This is a genomic window from Lentzea sp. NPDC054927 (genome assembly GCF_053610285.1).
Genome location: NZ_JBSGXZ010000010.1, coordinates 73,985 through 92,975, shown reverse-complemented (window position 1 = coordinate 92,975; position 18,991 = coordinate 73,985). Strand labels below are relative to the sequence as shown.

Annotated in this window: 14 protein-coding genes; 2 read left to right on the top strand and 12 right to left on the bottom strand. The window is 68.6% G+C overall.

Annotated features, from left to right (window positions below):
- Positions 1 to 399: 399 nt before the first annotated feature.
- Complete coding sequence (locus tag ACWGE0_RS17785; protein ID WP_452261962.1) at positions 400 to 1,275, bottom strand: RNA polymerase sigma-70 factor; 876 nt, start codon at positions 1,273 to 1,275, stop codon at positions 400 to 402.
- A 143-nt stretch (positions 1,276 to 1,418) separates the two neighbouring features.
- Here ACWGE0_RS17785 and ACWGE0_RS17780 point away from each other — a divergent pair, with 143 nt between their 5' ends.
- Positions 1,419 to 1,898: a carboxymuconolactone decarboxylase family protein gene (locus tag ACWGE0_RS17780; RefSeq protein ID WP_452261961.1), complete on the top strand. Its 480-nt coding sequence runs from the start codon at positions 1,419 to 1,421 to the stop codon at positions 1,896 to 1,898.
- On the opposite strand, the gene ACWGE0_RS17775 is transcribed toward ACWGE0_RS17780, so the two are convergent.
- The 3 genes from ACWGE0_RS17775 to ACWGE0_RS17765 are packed head-to-tail and all read right to left on the bottom strand — an operon-like array spanning position 1,895 to position 5,009.
- Positions 1,895 to 2,950: an amidohydrolase family protein gene (locus tag ACWGE0_RS17775; RefSeq protein WP_452261960.1), complete on the bottom strand. Its 1,056-nt coding sequence runs from the start codon at positions 2,948 to 2,950 to the stop codon at positions 1,895 to 1,897. The genes ACWGE0_RS17780 and ACWGE0_RS17775 overlap by 4 nt on opposite strands.
- 2 nt (positions 2,951 to 2,952) lie before the next feature.
- Entirely contained in the window at positions 2,953 to 4,518 is a 1,566-nt protein-coding gene (gene ffh, locus ACWGE0_RS17770; RefSeq protein ID WP_452261959.1) for a signal recognition particle protein, read from the bottom strand.
- A 26-nt stretch (positions 4,519 to 4,544) separates the two neighbouring features.
- The gene (locus tag ACWGE0_RS17765; RefSeq protein WP_452261958.1) at positions 4,545 to 5,009 is read right to left on the bottom strand and encodes an NUDIX hydrolase; all 465 of its coding nucleotides are present in this window, start codon (positions 5,007 to 5,009) and stop codon (positions 4,545 to 4,547) included.
- A 25-nt stretch (positions 5,010 to 5,034) separates the two neighbouring features.
- Between ACWGE0_RS17765 and ACWGE0_RS17760 the strand changes: the two genes are divergently transcribed.
- Complete coding sequence (locus ACWGE0_RS17760) at positions 5,035 to 8,718, top strand: nSTAND1 domain-containing NTPase (RefSeq protein ID WP_452261957.1); 3,684 nt, start codon at positions 5,035 to 5,037, stop codon at positions 8,716 to 8,718.
- Here the strand turns inward: ACWGE0_RS17760 and ACWGE0_RS17755 are convergent.
- The 8 genes from ACWGE0_RS17755 to ACWGE0_RS17720 form a co-directional block, all read right to left on the bottom strand.
- Positions 8,711 to 9,325, bottom strand: coding sequence for an HAD family hydrolase (locus tag ACWGE0_RS17755; RefSeq protein WP_319970178.1), 615 nt, complete (start codon positions 9,323 to 9,325; stop codon positions 8,711 to 8,713). The two genes, ACWGE0_RS17760 and ACWGE0_RS17755, sit on opposite strands and share 8 nt — an antisense overlap.
- Positions 9,322 to 9,882: an AAA family ATPase gene (locus ACWGE0_RS17750; protein ID WP_452261956.1), complete on the bottom strand. Its 561-nt coding sequence runs from the start codon at positions 9,880 to 9,882 to the stop codon at positions 9,322 to 9,324. Before ACWGE0_RS17750 ends, ACWGE0_RS17755 begins: the two co-directional genes overlap by 4 nt.
- Before the next feature lie 70 nt (positions 9,883 to 9,952).
- A complete protein-coding gene (locus ACWGE0_RS17745; protein ID WP_452261955.1) occupies positions 9,953 to 10,963 on the bottom strand; it encodes a hypothetical protein in 1,011 nt (336 codons plus the stop codon).
- Between the two features lie 280 nt (positions 10,964 to 11,243).
- Positions 11,244 to 13,568 carry a [protein-PII] uridylyltransferase gene (locus ACWGE0_RS17740; protein WP_452261954.1) on the bottom strand — a complete coding sequence of 775 codons (2,325 nt, stop codon included), beginning with the start codon at positions 13,566 to 13,568 and terminating at the stop codon, positions 11,244 to 11,246.
- A 21-nt stretch (positions 13,569 to 13,589) separates the two neighbouring features.
- Entirely contained in the window at positions 13,590 to 13,928 is a 339-nt protein-coding gene (locus ACWGE0_RS17735; RefSeq protein ID WP_030479675.1) for a P-II family nitrogen regulator, read from the bottom strand.
- On the bottom strand, positions 13,925 to 15,268 hold the full coding sequence (locus ACWGE0_RS17730; protein WP_452261953.1) for an ammonium transporter: 1,344 nt from the start codon (positions 15,266 to 15,268) through the stop codon (positions 13,925 to 13,927). Before ACWGE0_RS17730 ends, ACWGE0_RS17735 begins: the two co-directional genes overlap by 4 nt.
- Positions 15,269 to 15,546: 278 nt before the next feature.
- Positions 15,547 to 17,328, bottom strand: a complete 1,782-nt coding sequence (locus ACWGE0_RS17725; RefSeq protein WP_452261952.1) for an FtsX-like permease family protein — start codon at positions 17,326 to 17,328, stop codon at positions 15,547 to 15,549.
- A gap of 56 nt (positions 17,329 to 17,384) precedes the next feature.
- A complete protein-coding gene (locus ACWGE0_RS17720; RefSeq protein ID WP_452261951.1) occupies positions 17,385 to 18,908 on the bottom strand; it encodes an alpha/beta hydrolase in 1,524 nt (507 codons plus the stop codon).
- Between the last annotated feature and the right edge of the window lie 83 nt (positions 18,909 to 18,991).

Sequence of the window (18,991 nt, the reverse complement as noted above, 5' to 3'; positions counted from 1 at the left end):
CAATCTAGTCACGCCTCAACTACCCGCGGCTGCACAGCGGCCAGTGACACTCTCATGATCAGCTCACCTCGCGATCGACGGCTTCTGAAGCACCGATGCGCTGTCGGTGCCTCGCGATACGCTTGGAGTGGGGACCGCGAGCCCCCTTGGGGGAGTGCTGCCGCCCCCGAATCCGAGGCTACTGTGCGGCACCGACGGAAACCGGGCCAAGCATCTGGCCAAAAGATGGTCAGATCGGGTCCCGCCGGATGTCCTTGCTCCTGGTGATACGGATCGGCGGACAAACGCTGCTACTAAACCTGGTGTCAGCCGGTCGGGCGCTGGGGTGCGCGCAGTTGAGGGGCTTGGTTCGCCGGGTCCGGCTTCGCCGCGCAGGCGTCCAGCGAACCTGGCCAGGCCTCAGCGGCGCAGGGCCGTCTCCTCCTCCATGTGCGACAGCTTCTCGGGGTTGCGCACCGCGTAGAGCCCGCTGATCCGCCCGCCGTCGATGCGCACCGCGATCACGGTGTCCAGCTCGCCGCCGAACCTGACGATCAGCGCCGGGTGCCCGTTGGCGCTGGCCGGTTCCATCGTCCAGTCCGAGACCTTGAGCAGGCCGCCGAGCAGCATGCGGGCCACCTTGCCGGCACCGACGACCGGGCGCGGCACCGCCTGCTTCACACCGCCGCCGTCGCCGAGGAACACGACGTCCGGTGCGAGAAGGTCGAGCAGGCCTTGCAGATCGCCGGTTTCGGCGGCGCGCTGGAACGCTGCCAGCGCGTCGCGGGTCTCGTTCTGGGTGACCGCCTCGCGCGGGCGGCGCGAGGCCACGTGCGAGCGGGCCCGGTGGGCGATCTGGCGGACCGCCGCGGGGTTCTTGTCGACGGCGGCGGCGATCTCGTCGTAGTCCAGGTCGAAGACTTCGCGCAGCACGAACACGGCGCGTTCGGTCGGGGTCAGGGTTTCGAGGACGAGCATCATCGCCATCGAGACGCTGTCGGCCAGTTCCACGTCCTCGGCGACGTCCGGGGTGGTCAGCAGTGGTTCAGGGAGCCACGAGCCGACGTAGGACTCCTTGCGGCGGCCCAGTGTGCGCAGCCGGGTCAGGGCCTGGCGGGTGACGATGCGGACCAGGTAGGCGCGCTGGTTCTCCACTACGCCGAGGTCTACGCCGGACCACTTGAGCCACGTCTCCTGCAGCACGTCCTCGGCGTCGGCGGCCGAGCCGAGCATCTCGTAGGCGATCGTGAAGAGCAGGTTGCGGTGGCTGACGAAGGTGTCGGTGGCGTCCGGCATTGATCTCCTCCTGGGAACGGGCCTCCCCATGAGACACCGGCGAACTGCGGCTTGTGACAGTGGCATGGGTCACAGAAACGAGCTGTCACAGGCGAAGCGGCAGCGGCATCTCATGGTCGTTCGAAAGCCACGAGGAGGAAATCATGGAACCCCGCTTCAACCTTTTCGGCACCACGACCGGCGCCAAGATCGCGAAGAGGTTCGCCGGGCTCGGCCAGGCGGTCCACCAGACGTCGCTGCCGACGCTCACCGCCGAACTGGTGAGCCTGCGGGCCAGCCAGCTGAACGGCTGCGGCTTCTGCCTCGACATGCACGTCAAGGAGGCCATCGCGGCGGGCGAGGACCCGCTGCGGCTGCACCTGGTCGCCGGGTGGCGTGAGACGACCGTGTTCACCGAGGCCGAACAGGCCGCGCTGGCGTTCGCGGAGGAGGGCACGCTGCTCACGCGTGAGGGCGTGAGCGATGAGACCTGGGACAACGTGCGCAAGCACTACGACGACGAGCAGACGGCCGCTCTCGTGTGCCTGGTCGGCCTCATCAACGCCGCCAACCGGATGGCCGTGATCACGCAGCAGAAGGGCGGCTCGTACCAGACCGGCGCGATGGCCCAGTTCGAGAGCTAGTGGATCCGGCCCCTGAGCATGATCATGCGCGGCGTCCGCAGGACATCGAGGTTCTCCCGCGGATCCTCGTCGTAGACCACGATGTCCGCGGCCGCGCCTTCGGTCAGCGACGGGAAGCCGAGCCACTCGCGGGCGTTCCACGACGCGGCACCGATGGCGTCCACGGCGCTCATGCCCACGCGGTGCAACGCGGCGATCTCGTCGACGATGCGGCCGTGCTGGATGCCGCCGCCCGCGTCGGTGCCCGCGTAGACGGGCACGCCCGCCTCGATGGCCGACGAGACGGTCGTGGACACACGGGCGTGCAGGTCACGCATGTGGTTCGCGTACGCGGGGTACTTGCCGGCCTTGTCCGCGATGCCGGGGAAGGTCTCGATGTTGATCAGCGTGGGCACCAGCGCGGTGCCCTGCGCGGCCATCAGCGAGATGGTGTCGTCGGTCAGGCCGGTGCCGTGCTCGATGCAGTCGATGCCCGCGTTGATCAGGCCGGGCAGGGCGTCCTCGCCGAACACGTGGGCCGTGACCTTGGCACCGGTGTCGTGAGCGACCTTGATGGCCTGCGCCAGCTCGTCGTCCGTCCACAGTGGAGCGAGATCGCCCGCGTCGCGGTCGATCCAGTCGCCGACGAGCTTGACCCAGCCGTCGCCGTACGCGGCCTGTTCTGCCACGGCTGAGGCCAGGTCCGACTCGATCTCCACGCCGATGTGCGGGAGGTAGCGCTTCGGGCGGGCGATGTGGCGGCCCGCGCGGATGATCCGCGGCAGGTCCAGGCGCTCCTGCAACGGCGTGGTGTCGATCGGCGAACCGCAGTCGCGGATCAGCAACGTGCCCGCGTCGCGGTCCGTCAGCGCCTGCTCGACGGCTTCGGGCAGCTCGACGCCGCCCTTGGAGCCCAGGCCGACGTGGCAGTGCGCGTCGACCAGGCCCGGAACCAGGAACCCGCCGTCGACCACGGTCTGTGCGTTCGGCACCGGCTGGGTGCGCACACGGCCGTTGACGACCCACAGGTCGCGCGGCTCGCCGTCCGGGAGGACGACGCCGCGCAGGTGCATGGTCACTTCTTCTTGTCGTCCCCGTCGAACTTGAACTTCGACGGGTCGAAGCCGGGCGGGAGCTCGTTCATGCCGCCGCCGAGGTTGGGCAGGCCGCCGGGAGGCATGCCGGGGATCCCGCCGGGAGGCATGCCCGGCATGCCGCCGGGGAACATGCCGGCGGGGAAGCCGCCCTTGACCTTCGGGGGCGTCGGGCCGCGTCCGCCCTTGCCCTTCTTCCCCTTCTTGCCCTTGCGGGTCTTGCTGCCGCCACCGCCGCCGAAGCCCATCCGGCCGGCCATCGACGCCATCATCTTGCGGGCCTCGAAGAAGCGGTTGACCAGGTCGTTGACGTCGCTGACCTTGACGCCGGAGCCGTTCGCGATGCGCAGCCGGCGGGAGCCGTTGATGATCTTCGGGTCGTCCCGCTCGGCCGGGGTCATGCCGCGGATGATCGCCTGGATGCGGTCGAGGTGCTTCTCGTCCAGCATCCCCAGCTGGTCCTTCATCTGACCGGCGCCGGGAAGCATGCCGAGCAGGTTCGCGATCGGGCCCATCTTGCGGATCGCGAGCATCTGCTCCAGGAAGTCCTCGAGCGTCAACTGGCCGGAGTGCAGCTTCGCCGCGGCCTTCTCGGCCTGGTCCTGGTCGAAGTGCTGCTCTGCCTGCTCGATCAGCGTGAGGACGTCACCCATGCCGAGGATGCGCGACGCCATCCGGTCGGGGTGGAAGACGTCGAAGTCCTCGAGCTTCTCGCCGTTGGACGCGAAGAGGATCGGCTGGCCGGTGACCTCGCGGACCGACAGCGCGGCACCACCGCGGGCGTCGCCGTCGAGCTTGGTCAGCACGACACCGGTGAAACCGACACCGTCGCGGAACGCCGTGGCGGTGTTGATCGCGTCCTGACCGACCATGGCGTCGACGACGAACAGGATCTCGTCCGGGTTCACCGCGGCCCGGATGTCGATGGCCTGCTGCATCATCTCTTCGTCGACACCGAGCCGGCCGGCCGTGTCGACGAGGACGATGTCGTGCTGCTTGGCCTTGGCCTCCGCGATGCCGAGGCGCGAGACCTCGACGGGGTTGCCCACGCCGTTGCCGGGCTCGGGAGCGAAGACGGGCACGCCCGCGCGCTCACCGACGACCTGGAGCTGCGTCACCGCGTTGGGGCGCTGCAGGTCGGCGGCGACGAGCAACGGCGTGTGGCCCTGGCCCTTGAGCCACTTGGCCAGCTTGCCCGCGAGCGTCGTCTTACCGGCACCCTGCAGACCCGCCAGCATGATCACCGACGGCGGGTTCTTGGCGAGGTTCAGCCGCCGCGTCTCGCCACCGAGGACGTTGACGAGCTCCTCGTTGACGATCTTCACGACCTGCTGCGCCGGGTTCAGCGCCTGGTGGACCTCGGCGCCCTTGGCGCGCTCCTTCACCTTCGCGATGAAGTTGCGCACAACGGGCAGCGCGACGTCGGCCTCGAGCAGGGCGACCCTGATCTCGCGGGCGGTCGCGTCGATGTCGGCGTCGCTGAGCCGGCCCTTGCCGCGAAGGCCCTGGAGAACCGTGGTCAGCCGGTCGGAAAGCGTGGAGAACACGCCTCCCAGACTAGCTAACCGCACGTTCACCCGAGGTACGGCTCCCCACCGGGCCCCAGCGCGTGCTCCACCCGCAGTCGCATCGACGGGTGCATTCGGAGGTTCTCGATCTCCTCAGCCTTGACGAACCGCACCTGCGTCGACTCGTCGCTGACCGCTTTCACCCCTCCTACTACGCGCGCACGGAAGACCATCGAGCACTCCTGGCTGACCGTGCCGTCGTCGTAGGACGTGACGTGCTCCGGATCCGAGTAGAGCCCGACGAGCCCGGTCACCTCGACCTCGTACCCCGTCTCCTCGCGCACCTCTCTGACCGCCGCGTGCGCGAAGGTCTCCCCCACGTCGACCAGGCCGCCTGGCAACGCCCAATAGCCGTCGTCCGCGCGTTCGATCAGCAGAAGGCCCTCGTCAGTGCGCACGGCGGCCTGCACCACCGGCCACAACCGGTTCGCTCGCGGTGCGCCGGGGTCGCGGAAGTGGTCCTCTTTCATGCCCGAATGATGCAGGATGCTCCGCGTGGGTCGGATCTTCCTCAGCTACCACGGTCACGACGAGGGCGACGAGATCGCGCTCTACCTGCACGGCGCCCTGAAGGACGCCGGTTACGAGGACGTGCACGCGTACACCGCGCCCGGCTCCGGCCCCGACGTCGCGCTGCCGTGGAAGGACAGCCTGCGCCGCGAACTCCTCGGCGCCGACGCCCTGATCGTCGTCACCTCACCCGGCGCGTACTCCGAGTGGTGCACCTGGGAGTCGTCGCTGTTCCGCGAGCTCAAACCGCAGGCGCCGTGCATCGAGTTCTTCAGCGCCCTCTCCCAGAACCGCGCGATCCTCAACGATCTGCAAGCACAGAAGGTCGACCACACCGACGCCTCCTCCTTGGCAGCCGCGCTCAAGACGGCGCTGAAGATCCTGGACCGGGCCGGAGTCGGCAAAGCAGCGCCGCCGTCGTCGCCCTTCCCCGGCTTGAAGGCGTTCGACGAGAACCAGGCCTCGCTCTTCTTCGGCCGTGAAGAGGACGTCCAGCGCCTCGCCGAACCGCTGCTGGGACCGCGGAAGTCCGGCGCCATGGCGGTGATCGGCCCGTCCGGCGCCGGCAAGTCGTCGCTGGTCCGCGCCGGCCTGATCCCGCTGCTGCGACGCGCGGGCTGGACGATCATCGGCCCGGTCACGCCGTCCCAGGGCGTGCTGCCCCCGATCGAAGGTCCTGGCCGCCTGCTGGTAGTGCTCGACCAGGCCGAGGAGCTGCTGATCGGCGACTCCAGCGCACTGCTGCGACGCCTCGTCGCGGCCAGCCGCGGCGAGGCCTGGGTCGTCTACACGGTCCGCGCCGACTTCCTCGACGAGCTCATGCGCCGGGAAGACTTCGAACCGCTCTTCCGCGACGACTTCCTCGTCATGCCCCTGGCCAAGGCCGAGCTCCCGCTGGTGATCAACGGACCGCTGCGGGCCCGCGGCTGGCAGGTCGACGACGCGGCGCTGGGCCTCATCCAGGAGGACGCGAGCCGCGAGTCGTTGCCACTGCTGGCCTTCGCGCTGGAGAACCTGTGGCGGCACGTGAACCCCGACGGCCTGCGCGCACCGCGCTCGATCACCCGAGCCGAGTACGAGGCGTCCGGGCGCGTCATGGACGTGTTGCGGCGCCAGGCCGACGAGGCCTTCGCGATGGCGCGGGACCTGGTGCGCGACGACGACGGCTCGTGGCCTCCGGTACGGGAAGCCGAACGACGAGTGCTGCGCACGTTGCGGCTGCTGGTGGCGGTGGACGAGTCCGGCAAGTTCACCAAGCGGGCGGTGGCGGTCGACGGCGTCACCGCGCAGGACCGGGAGCTGCTCGACCCCTTCATCACCAACCGCGTGCTCACCGCGAACCAGCAGTCGATCGAGGTGGCGCACGAAAGCCTCTTCCTGCACTGGCCTCGGCTGCGGGAAGGGCTGGAACGCGACCAAGCAGCACTCAGAGCACGGCGTGAGGTCGAGGACATCGCCGCGGAATGGGTGAAGCACCCCGATCAGCTCATCGCGCCATCGCGACTCGCCTCACTGCTGAGCGTGCTGTCGCCGAACGACGAATCGTTCACCGAACTGTGGCCGCAGCTGGACGACGCGCTGCGGTCCTTCCAGTTCTCCGAGAACGCGCGACAGCTGCTCAGCCGCTCGTTGCAGCAACGCCTTGACGATGAGGTACGGCGAGCGAGGTTCATGGATCCGGACGACGCACTACGCGCGTTGGCGGGTGACGACCTCAACGTCCGGCTGCTGCTGCACGCACCCGACCTCACCGAGTGGCGAGTCAGCTTGTTGCGCGCCATGGCTTCCACACACGTCCTGCGGGCGTTCACCGGACACACGGGAGGCGTCTGGGGCGTCGACTGGTCACCCGACGACACAGCACTCGTCACCGGGTCCAAGGACGGCACCGTGCGGGTGTGGAACGCCGAAACGGGCGCGTGCCTGCACGTCTTCCAGCACGGTCAGGAACATCGCGGCACCGATCCCGGCTGGGTGCGCTCGGTCGCGTGGTCACCGACCGGCGAGGTCATCGCATCGGTGGCGACCGACGAGACGTTGAGGATGTGGTCGCCCGTCGAGGAACGGGAGATCATGGTCATCCCGTTGCCGGACCGTCCCTGGTCCGTGCGCTTCGACGGACAGGGCACGAAGGCGCTGGTGGCCTGCGCGGATGGTGGCGCCTACCTGTGGGAGGTCGGCAGCCGCAGCAGAAACCCCATCGGCGAGGTGCGCAGCGTCGACGAGAGCGGCAAGCCGGTCCGTCTGTGGGACGCCGACATCGTCGTGGACTTCGTGACGGACGCCGAGTGGATCGCGATCGCCAGGGACGACGGCCTGATCGAGCTGACCGGACCTGAGGATGCGCAACACCGGTTCGAGGCACGTGCCGGTATCACGGTCCGCTCCGTTCGCTTCCACCCCTTCGATGCCGAGGTGTTCGCCACCGGCGATCAGAACGCCGATGGCGTGATCTTCAGCGAGGGCGACCAGGTCGTCCTGATGGGGCACTCCGATCAGGTGAGGAGGGTGGCCTGGTCACCGAGCGGCACGAGGCTCGCCACCGCTTCCGCGGACGGCACCGTGCGGGTGTGGGACGCCGTCACCGCGCAGGAGGTCCTCTGCTTGCGCGGCCATCGGCAAGGTGTGTGCGACGTGGCGTGGTCGCACGCCGGCGATCGGCTCGCGACCGTCGCGGACGACGGCGGGCAGCGGGTGTGGAAGATCGGATCGGAACCCGGTTACCGGTGGGCCAGCACGCGTGACGCCGTGAGTGCGATGGCGTTGGACCCGCGCACCGGTCAGGTGACCGTTGGACAGAAGGACGACTCGAAAGATCTACCGAGGACGTGGTTGCTAGATCTGGGATTCCGCGACGAACGCGTGCTCGAACCGCGCTACCGTCCGGAATCGCTCGCCTGGTCCCCGGACGGAGAACTGCTGGCGATCGGCGTCGATGATGGCACGGTCACGATCTTCGACCGCGACCTGAACACGGTGGCGCGACTGGCCGACGCATTCGACGGTGTCCACGACGCCCAGTGGTCGTCGAACGGGGAATGGATCGCGGTCGCCTCACGGGATCGCACCTGGCTGCCCAGGGTGTACGACCGCGACGGCCGCCTGCTCCCTTCTCCTGGGTGGACTCGGCACTCCGGGTTCCTGCGCGCGGTGGCGTGGCATCCCGATCGTGAGGTGTTCGCGGTCGCGGGCGAGGACAACCTGATCACCGTGAACTCCCTCGAGCGCACGCTGTGCTCGTACCGCGCCGGCAAGCGGTTCACCTCAGCCGCCTGGCACGGCGACGTGCTCGCGGTCGGCGCGACGGACGGAACCATCGCGCTCCTGCACCTGTCGAACGAGCTCACGCTGATCACCGAGCTGTCCGGGCACAGGGACGAGATCAACACCATCGCCTGGTCACCGGACGGCCGCAGCCTCCTCACGTCGTCCAACGACCACACCGCTCGCGTCTGGGATTCACGAACAGGTGGTCAGCGCACGGCGTTGATCGGACACACGGGACGGGTGACCGCGGCGCTGTGGTCGACGGAGGGCCTGGCCGTCACCGGTTCAGCCGATCACACCGTGCGGTACTGGGACACGTCGGACGGGTTCGCTCATCCGCTGTCCTGCACAGGTCAGGACGTCGCTGATCTCATCGAGGAAGCCAGGATGCGGATCAGCTGATCCCGTGCGCCGCCAGAGCCTCCAGCAGCACCGGTTCGCGGCGCCCCACCGGAGCCGTCGAGATCTGCGCGAACCGCAGCCCCGCCGACACCGCCGCCCCGTCCGACACCGGGTCGTCGCCGACGTACAAACACTCGGACGGAGCAACGTCGAGACGAACGCAGGCGGCCTCGAAGGCACGAGCCGAGGGCTTCGAGACGCCGATCTCGAACGACAGCGCGAACCCGTCCACCGACAGCGACTCGCGCGCGAACACCCGCCGGATGTCCCACGAGATGTTGCTCAGCACCCCGACCTTCAGCGGCCGGACGCGCGACAACGCGGCGGCGGTGTCGGAGTAGGGCAGCCAGAACGCCGGGTTGTGCAGCCGTTGGAACAGGTCGTCGGTCATCGTCAGCCCTGCCAGCCGGAACAGGGTCAGGTAGGCCGACCGGTTGGCCAGCGGTGTCAGGTCGCGGGCGTCCCACACCGCGCGTTCGGCGGCGTTCATCCGAGCGATGAACGGGGCCGGCGCGCGGAGCACGGTGAGGTGGGGTGGGGAGAGCCAGCGGTAGGTGGGACGCCCGAACAGGGTGCCTGCGAAGTCGAAGAGGACGGCCTTGATCACGACACCATGATGCGCAGACCACCCGAGGTGCCCGCACGGGTGAGGAGCGTCACGCTCGCGAAGCCGAAGGGCACCCAGCCCGCCTCGAACTGGGCTCGCATCGACGAGCCGCGGCGCACGTGTCGCTCGAAAGCGTGAGTCCGCACCACGCGGCGGCGGGCGATCTGGCCGTCCAGGGCCTGGGCCGCCGAGGCGTCCAGCCACAGGAAGTGACGGGAGCGCCCCGACAGCAGGCCGGCCAGTACCAGCATGAAACGGGTGCCTGGGCGGGTGGACGGTTCGTGCACCACCAGCAGGCCCGCGGAGAACAGGGCTGCCCAGAAGACCCGTAGCCGGTGTGTGAGGTGCACGAAGACGCGCCAGTACTTGTACGGCAGGGGCATGCGCGGTTCCAGCCACATGCGCACCTGGTCGGAGTCGAGGACGGTGACCGGTTCGTCCGCGTCCAGGCGGGTGAGCAGCGTCGTCTTGCCCGCGCCGGGGATTCCGGCGAGGACTACGAGCGAGCGCGGCTGCACTCGGATGACTGCGGTCTGCGTGTTCAACACGGCGGTCATGTCCTAGAAGACGTCTTGACCATCCTTCTCGTTCAGTTTGGTCCGATTTCGGGCGAAATGCACGGCGGTTTCAGCGCCAGACGACCGCGCGGTACGTGCCGTTGGCGAACGTCGCGACGCCGATGACCAGGCCTACCTCGCTCAGGCCCGTCACGGAGTGACGTGCGGCACCTGACAGCGATGGCAACAAGGTTTGCGTGCCGCCCATGTTCCAGGTCGCGGCGGCGGTGCCGACGGTGCCCGCGACGACACCGGAGTTGTTCACCTCGGACGCGCGGGAGGGTGCCGGCGCCAGCGTTTCGACGCCACCGGTGAAGACGTCCCACCGCATCGCCTGCGACGAGAGGTCCCCTACCGCGTATCCGTTGTCGTTGATGTCGAACGGCCGTGCGCCGGCACCCAGCTGGGTCTTGCTGTTGCGCAGCCACAGCACGCCGTTGCCGCCAACGGTTCCGGTCGCCTCACCGAGTTGGTTGGCACCGAGGAACTCGCCCGCGTCGAGCACGGTCCGCACGCCGGACGGGCTCCACCGGACCACGTCGTTGCCGCTCTTGCCGATGACCGTGTTGCCGTTGGCCACGTGGTGCGCGCTGCCCGCACCCAGGACCGTCACGTCACCCCACGACTCCCACAGCACCGCCTGGCTGACGCCGTTGATCGTGGCGGTACCGACGACGGTGCCGGAGTCGTTGACGTCGTACGCCACGGAGCTGGTCGCGCCCGGCACCGCCAGCTGCACCACCGCATCGGTGGAATTCCACTTCACGGCTTGGGCGGCGCCCGCGGAGTTCACCGCATAACCGACGACAACGTTGTCGCGGTTGATGGCTGTCGCATGCGAGTCGAACCCGAGGTCCGCGAGCTTCTTGATGCCGTCCCACCGGTCCCAGCGCACGGCGTGCTGCGAGGTGCCTGAGCCGTAGGAGACGCCGGCGATCGTGCCGGAGTCGTTGATGTCGATCGCGGCGCTCCGGAGATCACCCGGCAATGTGCCGAGGTCCTCCACGGCCAGTGGAGCCGCTTGAGCGGTGGCGGGAATGATCAGGGCCGCGACGACGGCGGCCACCATTGCGGTTCTCAACTTTGTTCCTCCCCAGTCAGAACAACGAGAACTCGACCATGCCCGGACCGCACGAGCGTTGTCCAGGAAGCTGTCTCGTTGTCATGCAAGGAGGAACACCGGCGGCGGTGCGAGTGCGCGGTACCTCCCCCGGCCCGTCACTCGTCACCACCGCCTCTGCCCGTCCGGGAAGCGATCCACCCCTCGAGGACGCTTTCCGGACACCACGAAGACTGCCCGGTTCCGGAAGCGCGCAGGAGCGTGAGCACCCGGAGAGGTTGTGCGTAGAGCTACTCAACCTCTACTTGGCCGCGTCGAGCACCGCTCGTTCGATCCGCCGCCGGTCCAGGTCGTCGCCGGCGATGCTGAACGAGTCGACGACCGTCGCGCCCAACGTGGACACGCGCGCCCACCGCACGTCGGCGCCGCATTGCTCCAACGCGCCCGCCACCCGGTGCAGCAGCCCGATCCGGTCCGCGGCACGCAGTTCCAGCACCACCGCGCCGGTCGCCTCGTCGTCGAACCACAGCACCTTCGCGGGCGGCGGGTCGAGCGGCGGGCCGCCGTAGTCGCGTTCCTTCGCGGCGAGCTTGTCCGCCAACGGCAACGAGCCCTCGATCGCCCTGGCCAGCTGTTCGCGCAGCAGTGAGGCGTCCGGCAGCGAGCCGAACCGCGGCGACACCGTGAAGGCGTCCACCGTGGCACCGCCGTGCGAGCGCAACGTCGCCGCGTGGACCTCCAGCGAGTTCAACGCGAGCACGCCGGCGGCTTTGGACAGCAGGCCGGGCAGGTCCGGCGCGAGCACCGTCACGATCGCCGCGTGGTCCTGCTTCTCCAGCAGCACGTCCGGCTTTCCTGATGTCGCGACACGTTCCGCCATGGCGACAAAAGTCGGATCCAGCGGTTCCGGTTTGGGCAACGCCTCCCCGGCCATCGCCTTGCGGCACCGCGCGACCAGGTCGGCCAGCAGCGCGGCCTTCCAGTCGGTCCACACGCCGGGGCCGGTCGCGAGGGAATCGGCCTCCGCCAAGGCGTACAACAGCTCCAGCAGGATCGGGTCGCCGCCGAGCGTTTCGACCACCCGGTGCACGGTCGCCTCGTCCTCGACGTCCCGCCGGGTCGCGGTGTGCGGCAACAGGAGGTGGTGCCGCACCATCGCGGACAGCGTCTCGACGTCCTGCGGCCACAACCCGATCCGCTCCCCGATCTGGGTCGCCAGCGCGGCGCCCACCTCGGAGTGGTCCTGCTGCCGGCCCTTGCCGATGTCGTGGACCAGCGCGCCCAGCAACAGCAGATCCGGGCGCGCCACCGTGGTCACGAGACGAGCCGCGTGCGCGACCGTCTGCACCAAGTGCCGGTCGACCGTCCACATGTGCGCGGCGTCGCGTGGCGGCAGGTCCCGCACCGCGCCCCACTCGGGGAACAGCCGGCCCCACAAGTCCGTGCGGTCCAACGCTTCCACGACGTCCACGAGCCCGCTACCGCTGCCCAGCAACGCCAGCAGCTCCTCACGGGCCTCACGCGGCCACGGCTGCCGCAGCTCCGGCGCCGAGTCCGCGAGCCGGGACAACGTACCGGTCGCGATCGGGTGCTTCGAACGTGCCGCCGCCGTGGCCACGCGCAACAACAACGCGGGGTCACGGCTGGGAATCGCGTCACGGGCGAGGGAGACCTCAGACCCGTGCAGCACAACGCCTTCGTCCAACGGCCGACGCGGCGGCTGTCCCCTCAGGAAGGCCCCGAGCCCACGCTTGGGCGCGGCGGCACGAGCCGTGCGCACAGCAACGTCGAACGCGTAGACGACAGTGCGTGCGGCAGAAGAAAGTGAACGGGCCAAAGCGAACCGGTCGGCCAAACCGAGCGCGGACGCCACCTCGTCGCCGTCCTGTGCCCGCAGCACGTCACGAGGTTTCCTGGCCACACGGCGAAGTTCGGTGCGAACGTCCAACAGCAGTTTGCGGGCCTCATCCACGTCAGCGGAAGGCCGATCCACGACCTGTGCGATCGACAGCGCATCCAGGATCGTGATGTCCCGCAACCCGCCACGGCCGTGCTTCAGGTCGGGTTCCACACGGTGTGCGATCTCGCCGCTGCGGCCCCAGCGCTTCTGCGACGACTCGGCGATCTCGTCCAGCCGGTTGCGGACGTTGCCGCGCCACGCCTGGCGCGCCCCCTCGGCGAGTTTCTGCGACACCTCGGGATCGCCCGCGATGTGCCGGAGGTCCAGCAGTCCCAACGCTGTCCGCAGATCACCGGCGGCGACCCGCAGCGCTTCACCGACCGTGCGGACCGAGTGGTCGAGCCCGATGCCGGAGTTCCAGAGCGGGTACCAGAGCTTCTCTGCGATGGCGTCGACGTTCTTGACGCCGTTGTGCACCAGGACAAGGTCTAGGTCGGAGTAGGGCACGAGCTCACGCCGCCCCAGCCCGCCGACCGCCACGAGCGCGATACCCGATCCGGATATCCCCGCTCCCCCCGCGTGTTTGGTGAGCCAGAACTCGTGCAGGTCCACGAGTGCCTCGCGCAGTGGTTCGGCGGCCAAGCGACGACGACCTGGCACGAGCAGCCTTTCGCGTGCTCGTACCAGGTCGTCAGCCGTGACGACGGCCGTTTCGTTGTTCTCCACGGACCGTCTCCCCAAGCGTTGTTACAGCGCGTCCGATCCGCGTTCGCCCGTGCGCACGCGCACGACCGTCTCGACCGGAGTGACCCAGACCTTGCCGTCACCGATCTTGCCGGTGCGGGCGGCCTCGACCACCGCTTCCAGGACCTTCTCGACGGCCGTGTCGTCGATGACGACCTCGATCTTGATCTTGGGTACGAAGTCCACCGAGTACTCGGCGCCGCGGTAGACCTCGGTGTGGCCCTTCTGGCGGCCGTAGCCCTGCACCTCGCTGACGGTCATGCCCAGCACCCCGAGCTGTTCCAGGGCGCCCTTCACGTCGTCGAGCGTGAACGGCTTGATGATCGCGGTGACCAGCTTCATTTCTTGTTGCTCCCCTCGAGGACCGCGGTCGCACCAGCGGCCACGCTCGGCTTGCCGGTACCACGCGCACTGGTGAGGCTGCCGTACTCGTAGGCGCGCTCAGCGTGCTCAGCCTCGTCGATGCTCGCGACCTCGGCCTCTTCCGACGCGCGGAAGCCGACGGTGAACTTCACCAGGTAACCGAGCGCGAGGCTCAGCACGAACGAGTAGGCGAGCACCGCGAAGGCACCGACGGCCTGGCGCCACAGCTGGTCGAAGCCACCGCCGTAGAACAGACCGTTGATCTTGGCCGGGGCCGCCTCGCTGGCGAACAGACCGATCAGGATCGTGCCGGACAGACCACCGACGAGGTGCACGCCGACGACGTCGAGCGAGTCGTCGAAGCCGAAGCGGTACTTCAGCGACACGGCCAGGGCACACAGGACACCGGTGATCGCACCGACCGCGATGGCACCGATCGGGGTGACCGAGGAACAGGCGGGCGTGATCGCGACCAGACCGGCGATGACACCGGAGGCGGCACCCAGCGTGGTGGCCTTGCCGTCGCGGATGCGCTCCGTGAGCAGCCAGCCGAGCATCGCCGCGCAGGTGGCGACGAGCGTGTTGATGAACGTGACACCAGCGAGTCCGTTGGCACCCAGCGCCGAACCGGCGTTGAACCCGAACCAGCCGAACCACAGCAGACCGGCGCCGAGCACGACCAGCGGCAGGCTGTGCGGCTTCATCGGCTCCTTGGGCCAGCCGACGCGCTTGCCGAGCACGATCGCGAGCGCGAGACCAGCCGCACCGGCGTTGATGTGCACTGCCGTACCACCGGCGAAGTCGATCGCGAGGAGCTTGTTGGCGATCCAGCCACCGGGATCGACGACGTTGCCGGCCGCGTCCTTGCCGTCGAAGTCGAACACCCAGTGCGCGACCGGGAAGTACACGATCGTCGCCCACAGGCCCGCGAACAGCAGCCAGGGTCCGAACCGGGCGCGGTCCGCGATGGCACCGGAGATCAGCGCGACCGTGATGATCGCGAACATCGCCTGGAACGCCACGAACACCGTGCTCGGGATCTTGCCCGCGAGCGAGTCGGCACCCAGCAGCCCGTCAAGGCCGAAGAACTCGAACGGCTTGCCCACCAAACCGGCGCCGACGTCGGCGCCAAATGCCGTCGAGTACCCGAACAGCACCCAGAGGACACCCACCACAGCCATGGCGCCCAGGCTCATCATCATCATGTTGAGCACGCTCTTCGAACGGACCATGCCTCCGTAGAAGAAGGCGAGGCCCGGCGTCATCAGCAGCACCAATGCGGCGCTGGTGAGCACCCAGGCGGTGTCCCCTGTATCCACTTCGACCTCCACTGCACGTCGGTTGCAGGGAGCATCGAGATGTCAGGTTTCGCGCACTTACGCCGAACGTTTCGCGGAGGTGAACTGTCGGGCCGAGGTTGTTACGTCCACGTTTCGCGGCGTTCACGGTCTCGATTCGGCCACCTCACGGCGCCGGGCAGGTAACGAGATCCGGTGACGAGACGTAGCCGCGGGCTCCCACTTCCGGGGCAGTTGGACGCACCCGTCGTGGCCGCTCGACACCGTGGGCTGATGTCCAGCCAACGGCCACGGCGGAGTCATCTGCCCATGATCGCCGCTTCACCAGTGGACTGCCGAAGCAGGACGAGCGGTGTAGCAGCGATGAGCAACGCCACCGCCAGCCCGCTGACCACCACCCCGGCGAACCTGGGCGTCGGCAGCGGTCCCTTCGTCGCGAGCAACGTGACCACGCCCAGCACCACCCCGAGCCCGGTCATCGCCACCAACGGCACTCCGGTCTCCAGCAGCACGACCCGTCGCAACTGACCCACGGTCGTGCCCGCCGCCCGCAGCAGCGCGAACGACCGGCGCCGTTCGAGCACGCCTCCCACCGCGCCCGCCGCGAGACCACAGCCCGCGACCACCACCACGACAGCGACGGCGAAGTGCACGGCGGTTTCGACGTCGTCCCACAGGCGTTGCTCGCGCAGCACGAACTCGCGGCGGGTGTTGATGATGGCCCGAGGTGCGGCAACGGCTTCTCGGGTGCGGATGCGTTCCTCGTCCTCCACCGTGCCGTTGCTGACGATCTCGCGGTCGCGGCCGTCGAACACGGTCACCAAACCCGGCGGGGTCGCGGTGCCGGGGTCGTCGCCGTACGCGCTGACCAGGCCGCTCAGGTACGTCGCCGCGAAGGCCGCGAACACCAGCGCGCTCGCCGCGCGGAACGACGCTTTGGGGTCGTGCTCGATCCGGCGCGCGGCCAGCACCGTGGTGGCACTCGAAGCCCTGGCCAGCAGCCGTCCGACCTGCAGGCACACCCACGGGCCGACGACTGCGACGCCCACCATGGTCGCGATCAGGAACAACGGGGTCAGCTCGTCGAACCCCGCCACATCGGTGTACGTGATCAGGAACAGGCCGCCGAGCCCGACCACGAGAGGCAACACCCGCAACGCCCGCGGAGGCTTGGCAGCGGCCCGGCGCAGCACCCCGAGCGGGCCGATGTTCACGCGGTGCAACGAGATCACGGACACCGCGACCGCCAGCAGTGGCACCACGACCAGCACGAACAACGGCGCGCGCACGTCCGCGGCGTGGAAGTGGAAGCCCTGGTAGGTCAGCGAAGAGGCGAACCAGCGCCGGCCGCCTTCACAGGTGAGCCAGCCGAGAACCGTGCCGGCCACCGCTGCGATCCCCGTCTCGCCGGCCGCGATCGACGCCGTCTGCAACCGGGTCGCGCCGACCAGCCGAAGCGCGGCCAGGCGCCGTTCCCGTTGGGCCGCGGCGATTCTGGTCGCCATCGCCACGAACACCGCGACCGGCAGGAGCAGCAGCAGCGCCGCGATGCCGAGGAGGACCCGCGCGAACATGAAGAACGCGTGATCGGGTTCGACCGCGATCCCCGAGACCTGGAACATGCCGGGAACCTGCCCACCGACCACTGCGACGAGTTGCTCGGGGTAGGCCAGCACGTCCACCGGGATCGTGCCGACGACCTCGCCCGGATAGCGATCATCGAGCTGATCGTCCGGAGTGGACTCGAACAACCGCTGCATCGCCGGTGAGGCAACGACTTCACCGGGACCGGGCAGCGAGAAACCAGGAGGCTGTGGCGAGTCGGCATCGACATCGGCCACGTGGATCCGCAGCATCTGCTCGCCGCGGAAGTAGTCGGTGACGGTCAACCACCGCACGTCACCGGAACCAGGCGTGTCCGCGCGTGTGTACTGCCACGCCGAACGGTCAGAACGGCCCTGCAAAGCACTTTGGGCCGTGAGACACAGCATCAGAACCGTGACGCCAACGGCCACACCGGCAGCCGTGAACGCGAAACGCGCCCACGCACCCCTGCCTCGGGGCCACCACAGGCCGACCATGGCGGCTGACTATACCCCCGGCGTATACACCGGGGGTATAGCTCACGACCTGGTCTTTAGCGAACCGAGAACGGTCCAGCCGGCACCGGGCGCTTGGCCGTCAGGATCGACGCCTGGGCCGGCGGCTCGACAGCGGCACACGAGGTGCCGTTGCGCGGCAGCTTCAGCGACGTCAGGTACTCGTCGTTGATCTTCAGCGTGCACTCGCTGCGGTCGTAGACGCCGTGGCCCCAGCCTTCGTAGGTGACGAAGACGGTGGTGTCGCGGGTCTGACGGTGCGCGTTGACCGCCCATTCGTAGACCGTCGCCGGGTCGTACTTGGCGTTGGTCATCAGGATCTTCGGTGCGTTCTTGATCTTCAGCGGGCGCTGCGGGTTCGTGGCCTTCGGGAACCCGACACAGCCCATCGTGGCGCCGTGGCCGAGCGACGAACCACGCGTGTTCGGCGCGACGCGGTTCTCCATGGCGTAGAGCGCCTGGTACTCGCCCCACGAGCCGACGCGCAGGTTGTAGTCGTTGCAGAAGATGCCCGCGAACGGGTTCTCGAACGTCTCACCCGCCGCGAAGCCCGCCGGAGCGGCAGCCGGCGTGCCCTGCACGAGCGACGCGACGAAGTCGGCGAACGGCTTGAAGGCCGGGCCGTAGCCCATGCCCACCACGGAGCCGCCGAGCTCCTGGCCGGTGATCTTGCGCCCGTTCGGGTCGGTCACCTCACCGCGGTCCGCCTTGGCGAGCAGGTCCTTCCAGATCTTGCGAAGGTCCTTGCCGTAGAACGGCGAGGTCGGCGTGCGGTCGCTCCACTTGACCCACTCGTTGAACATGTCCTCGGCACCGCGGGCCTCGGTCTCGACGAACTTCCAGGTGCCGAGGCTGTGGTCCATGTTGGAGTCGATGATCATCGCGCGGATGTTCTGGCCGTACTGCGCCGCGTAGTGCTGGCCCATGATCGTGCCGTACGAGACGCCGTAGTAGTTGATCTTCTTCTCGCCGAGCGCACGACGGATCGAGTCGATGTCGTTCGCGACGTCGAACGTCGAGGCGTGGTCGAAGATCGCGCCGGACACCTTGCGGCAGTCGGCGCGCAGCTCCTTGTTGAACTCGACCAGCTTGTCGAACTCGGCCTTGCTCTTCGGGTAGTCGGACGGCTGCCGCTGCAGCACCTCCGCCGAGCACTTGATCGGCGCGCTGCGCGCGACGCCACGCGGGTCGAACCCGATGACGTCGAACTTGTCGATGATGTCCTTGCTGAAGTAGCGGTCCGCGAACATCGAGAAGTCGACGCCGGAACCACCGGGTCCGCCGGGGTTGATGACCATCGCGCCGATGCGCTTGGCCGGGTCGCTCGCCTTTCTGCGCGAGACGGCCAGCTGGAACTTCTCCCCGTTCGGCTTGCTGTAGTCGATCGGCAGCGTCAAGAAGCCGCACTCGACGGTCGGCACCTCTTCGCACGGCTTCCAGTCGATCGCGCCGACCTTGAACTCCGGCTGCCCTTCCGGAGCCGCGAACGCGAGCGGCGTCATGCCCAGAACCAATGCAGAACTCGCGAGCGCGGCCCCGAGGGCGCGCATCATCGGTTGCATGTGGATTTCCTCCCTAGATCCCCGATCTTGCGAGAGGAAACGCTTCCACCGATCGTGTGACGTAGGCAACCAACCGAGGTAGG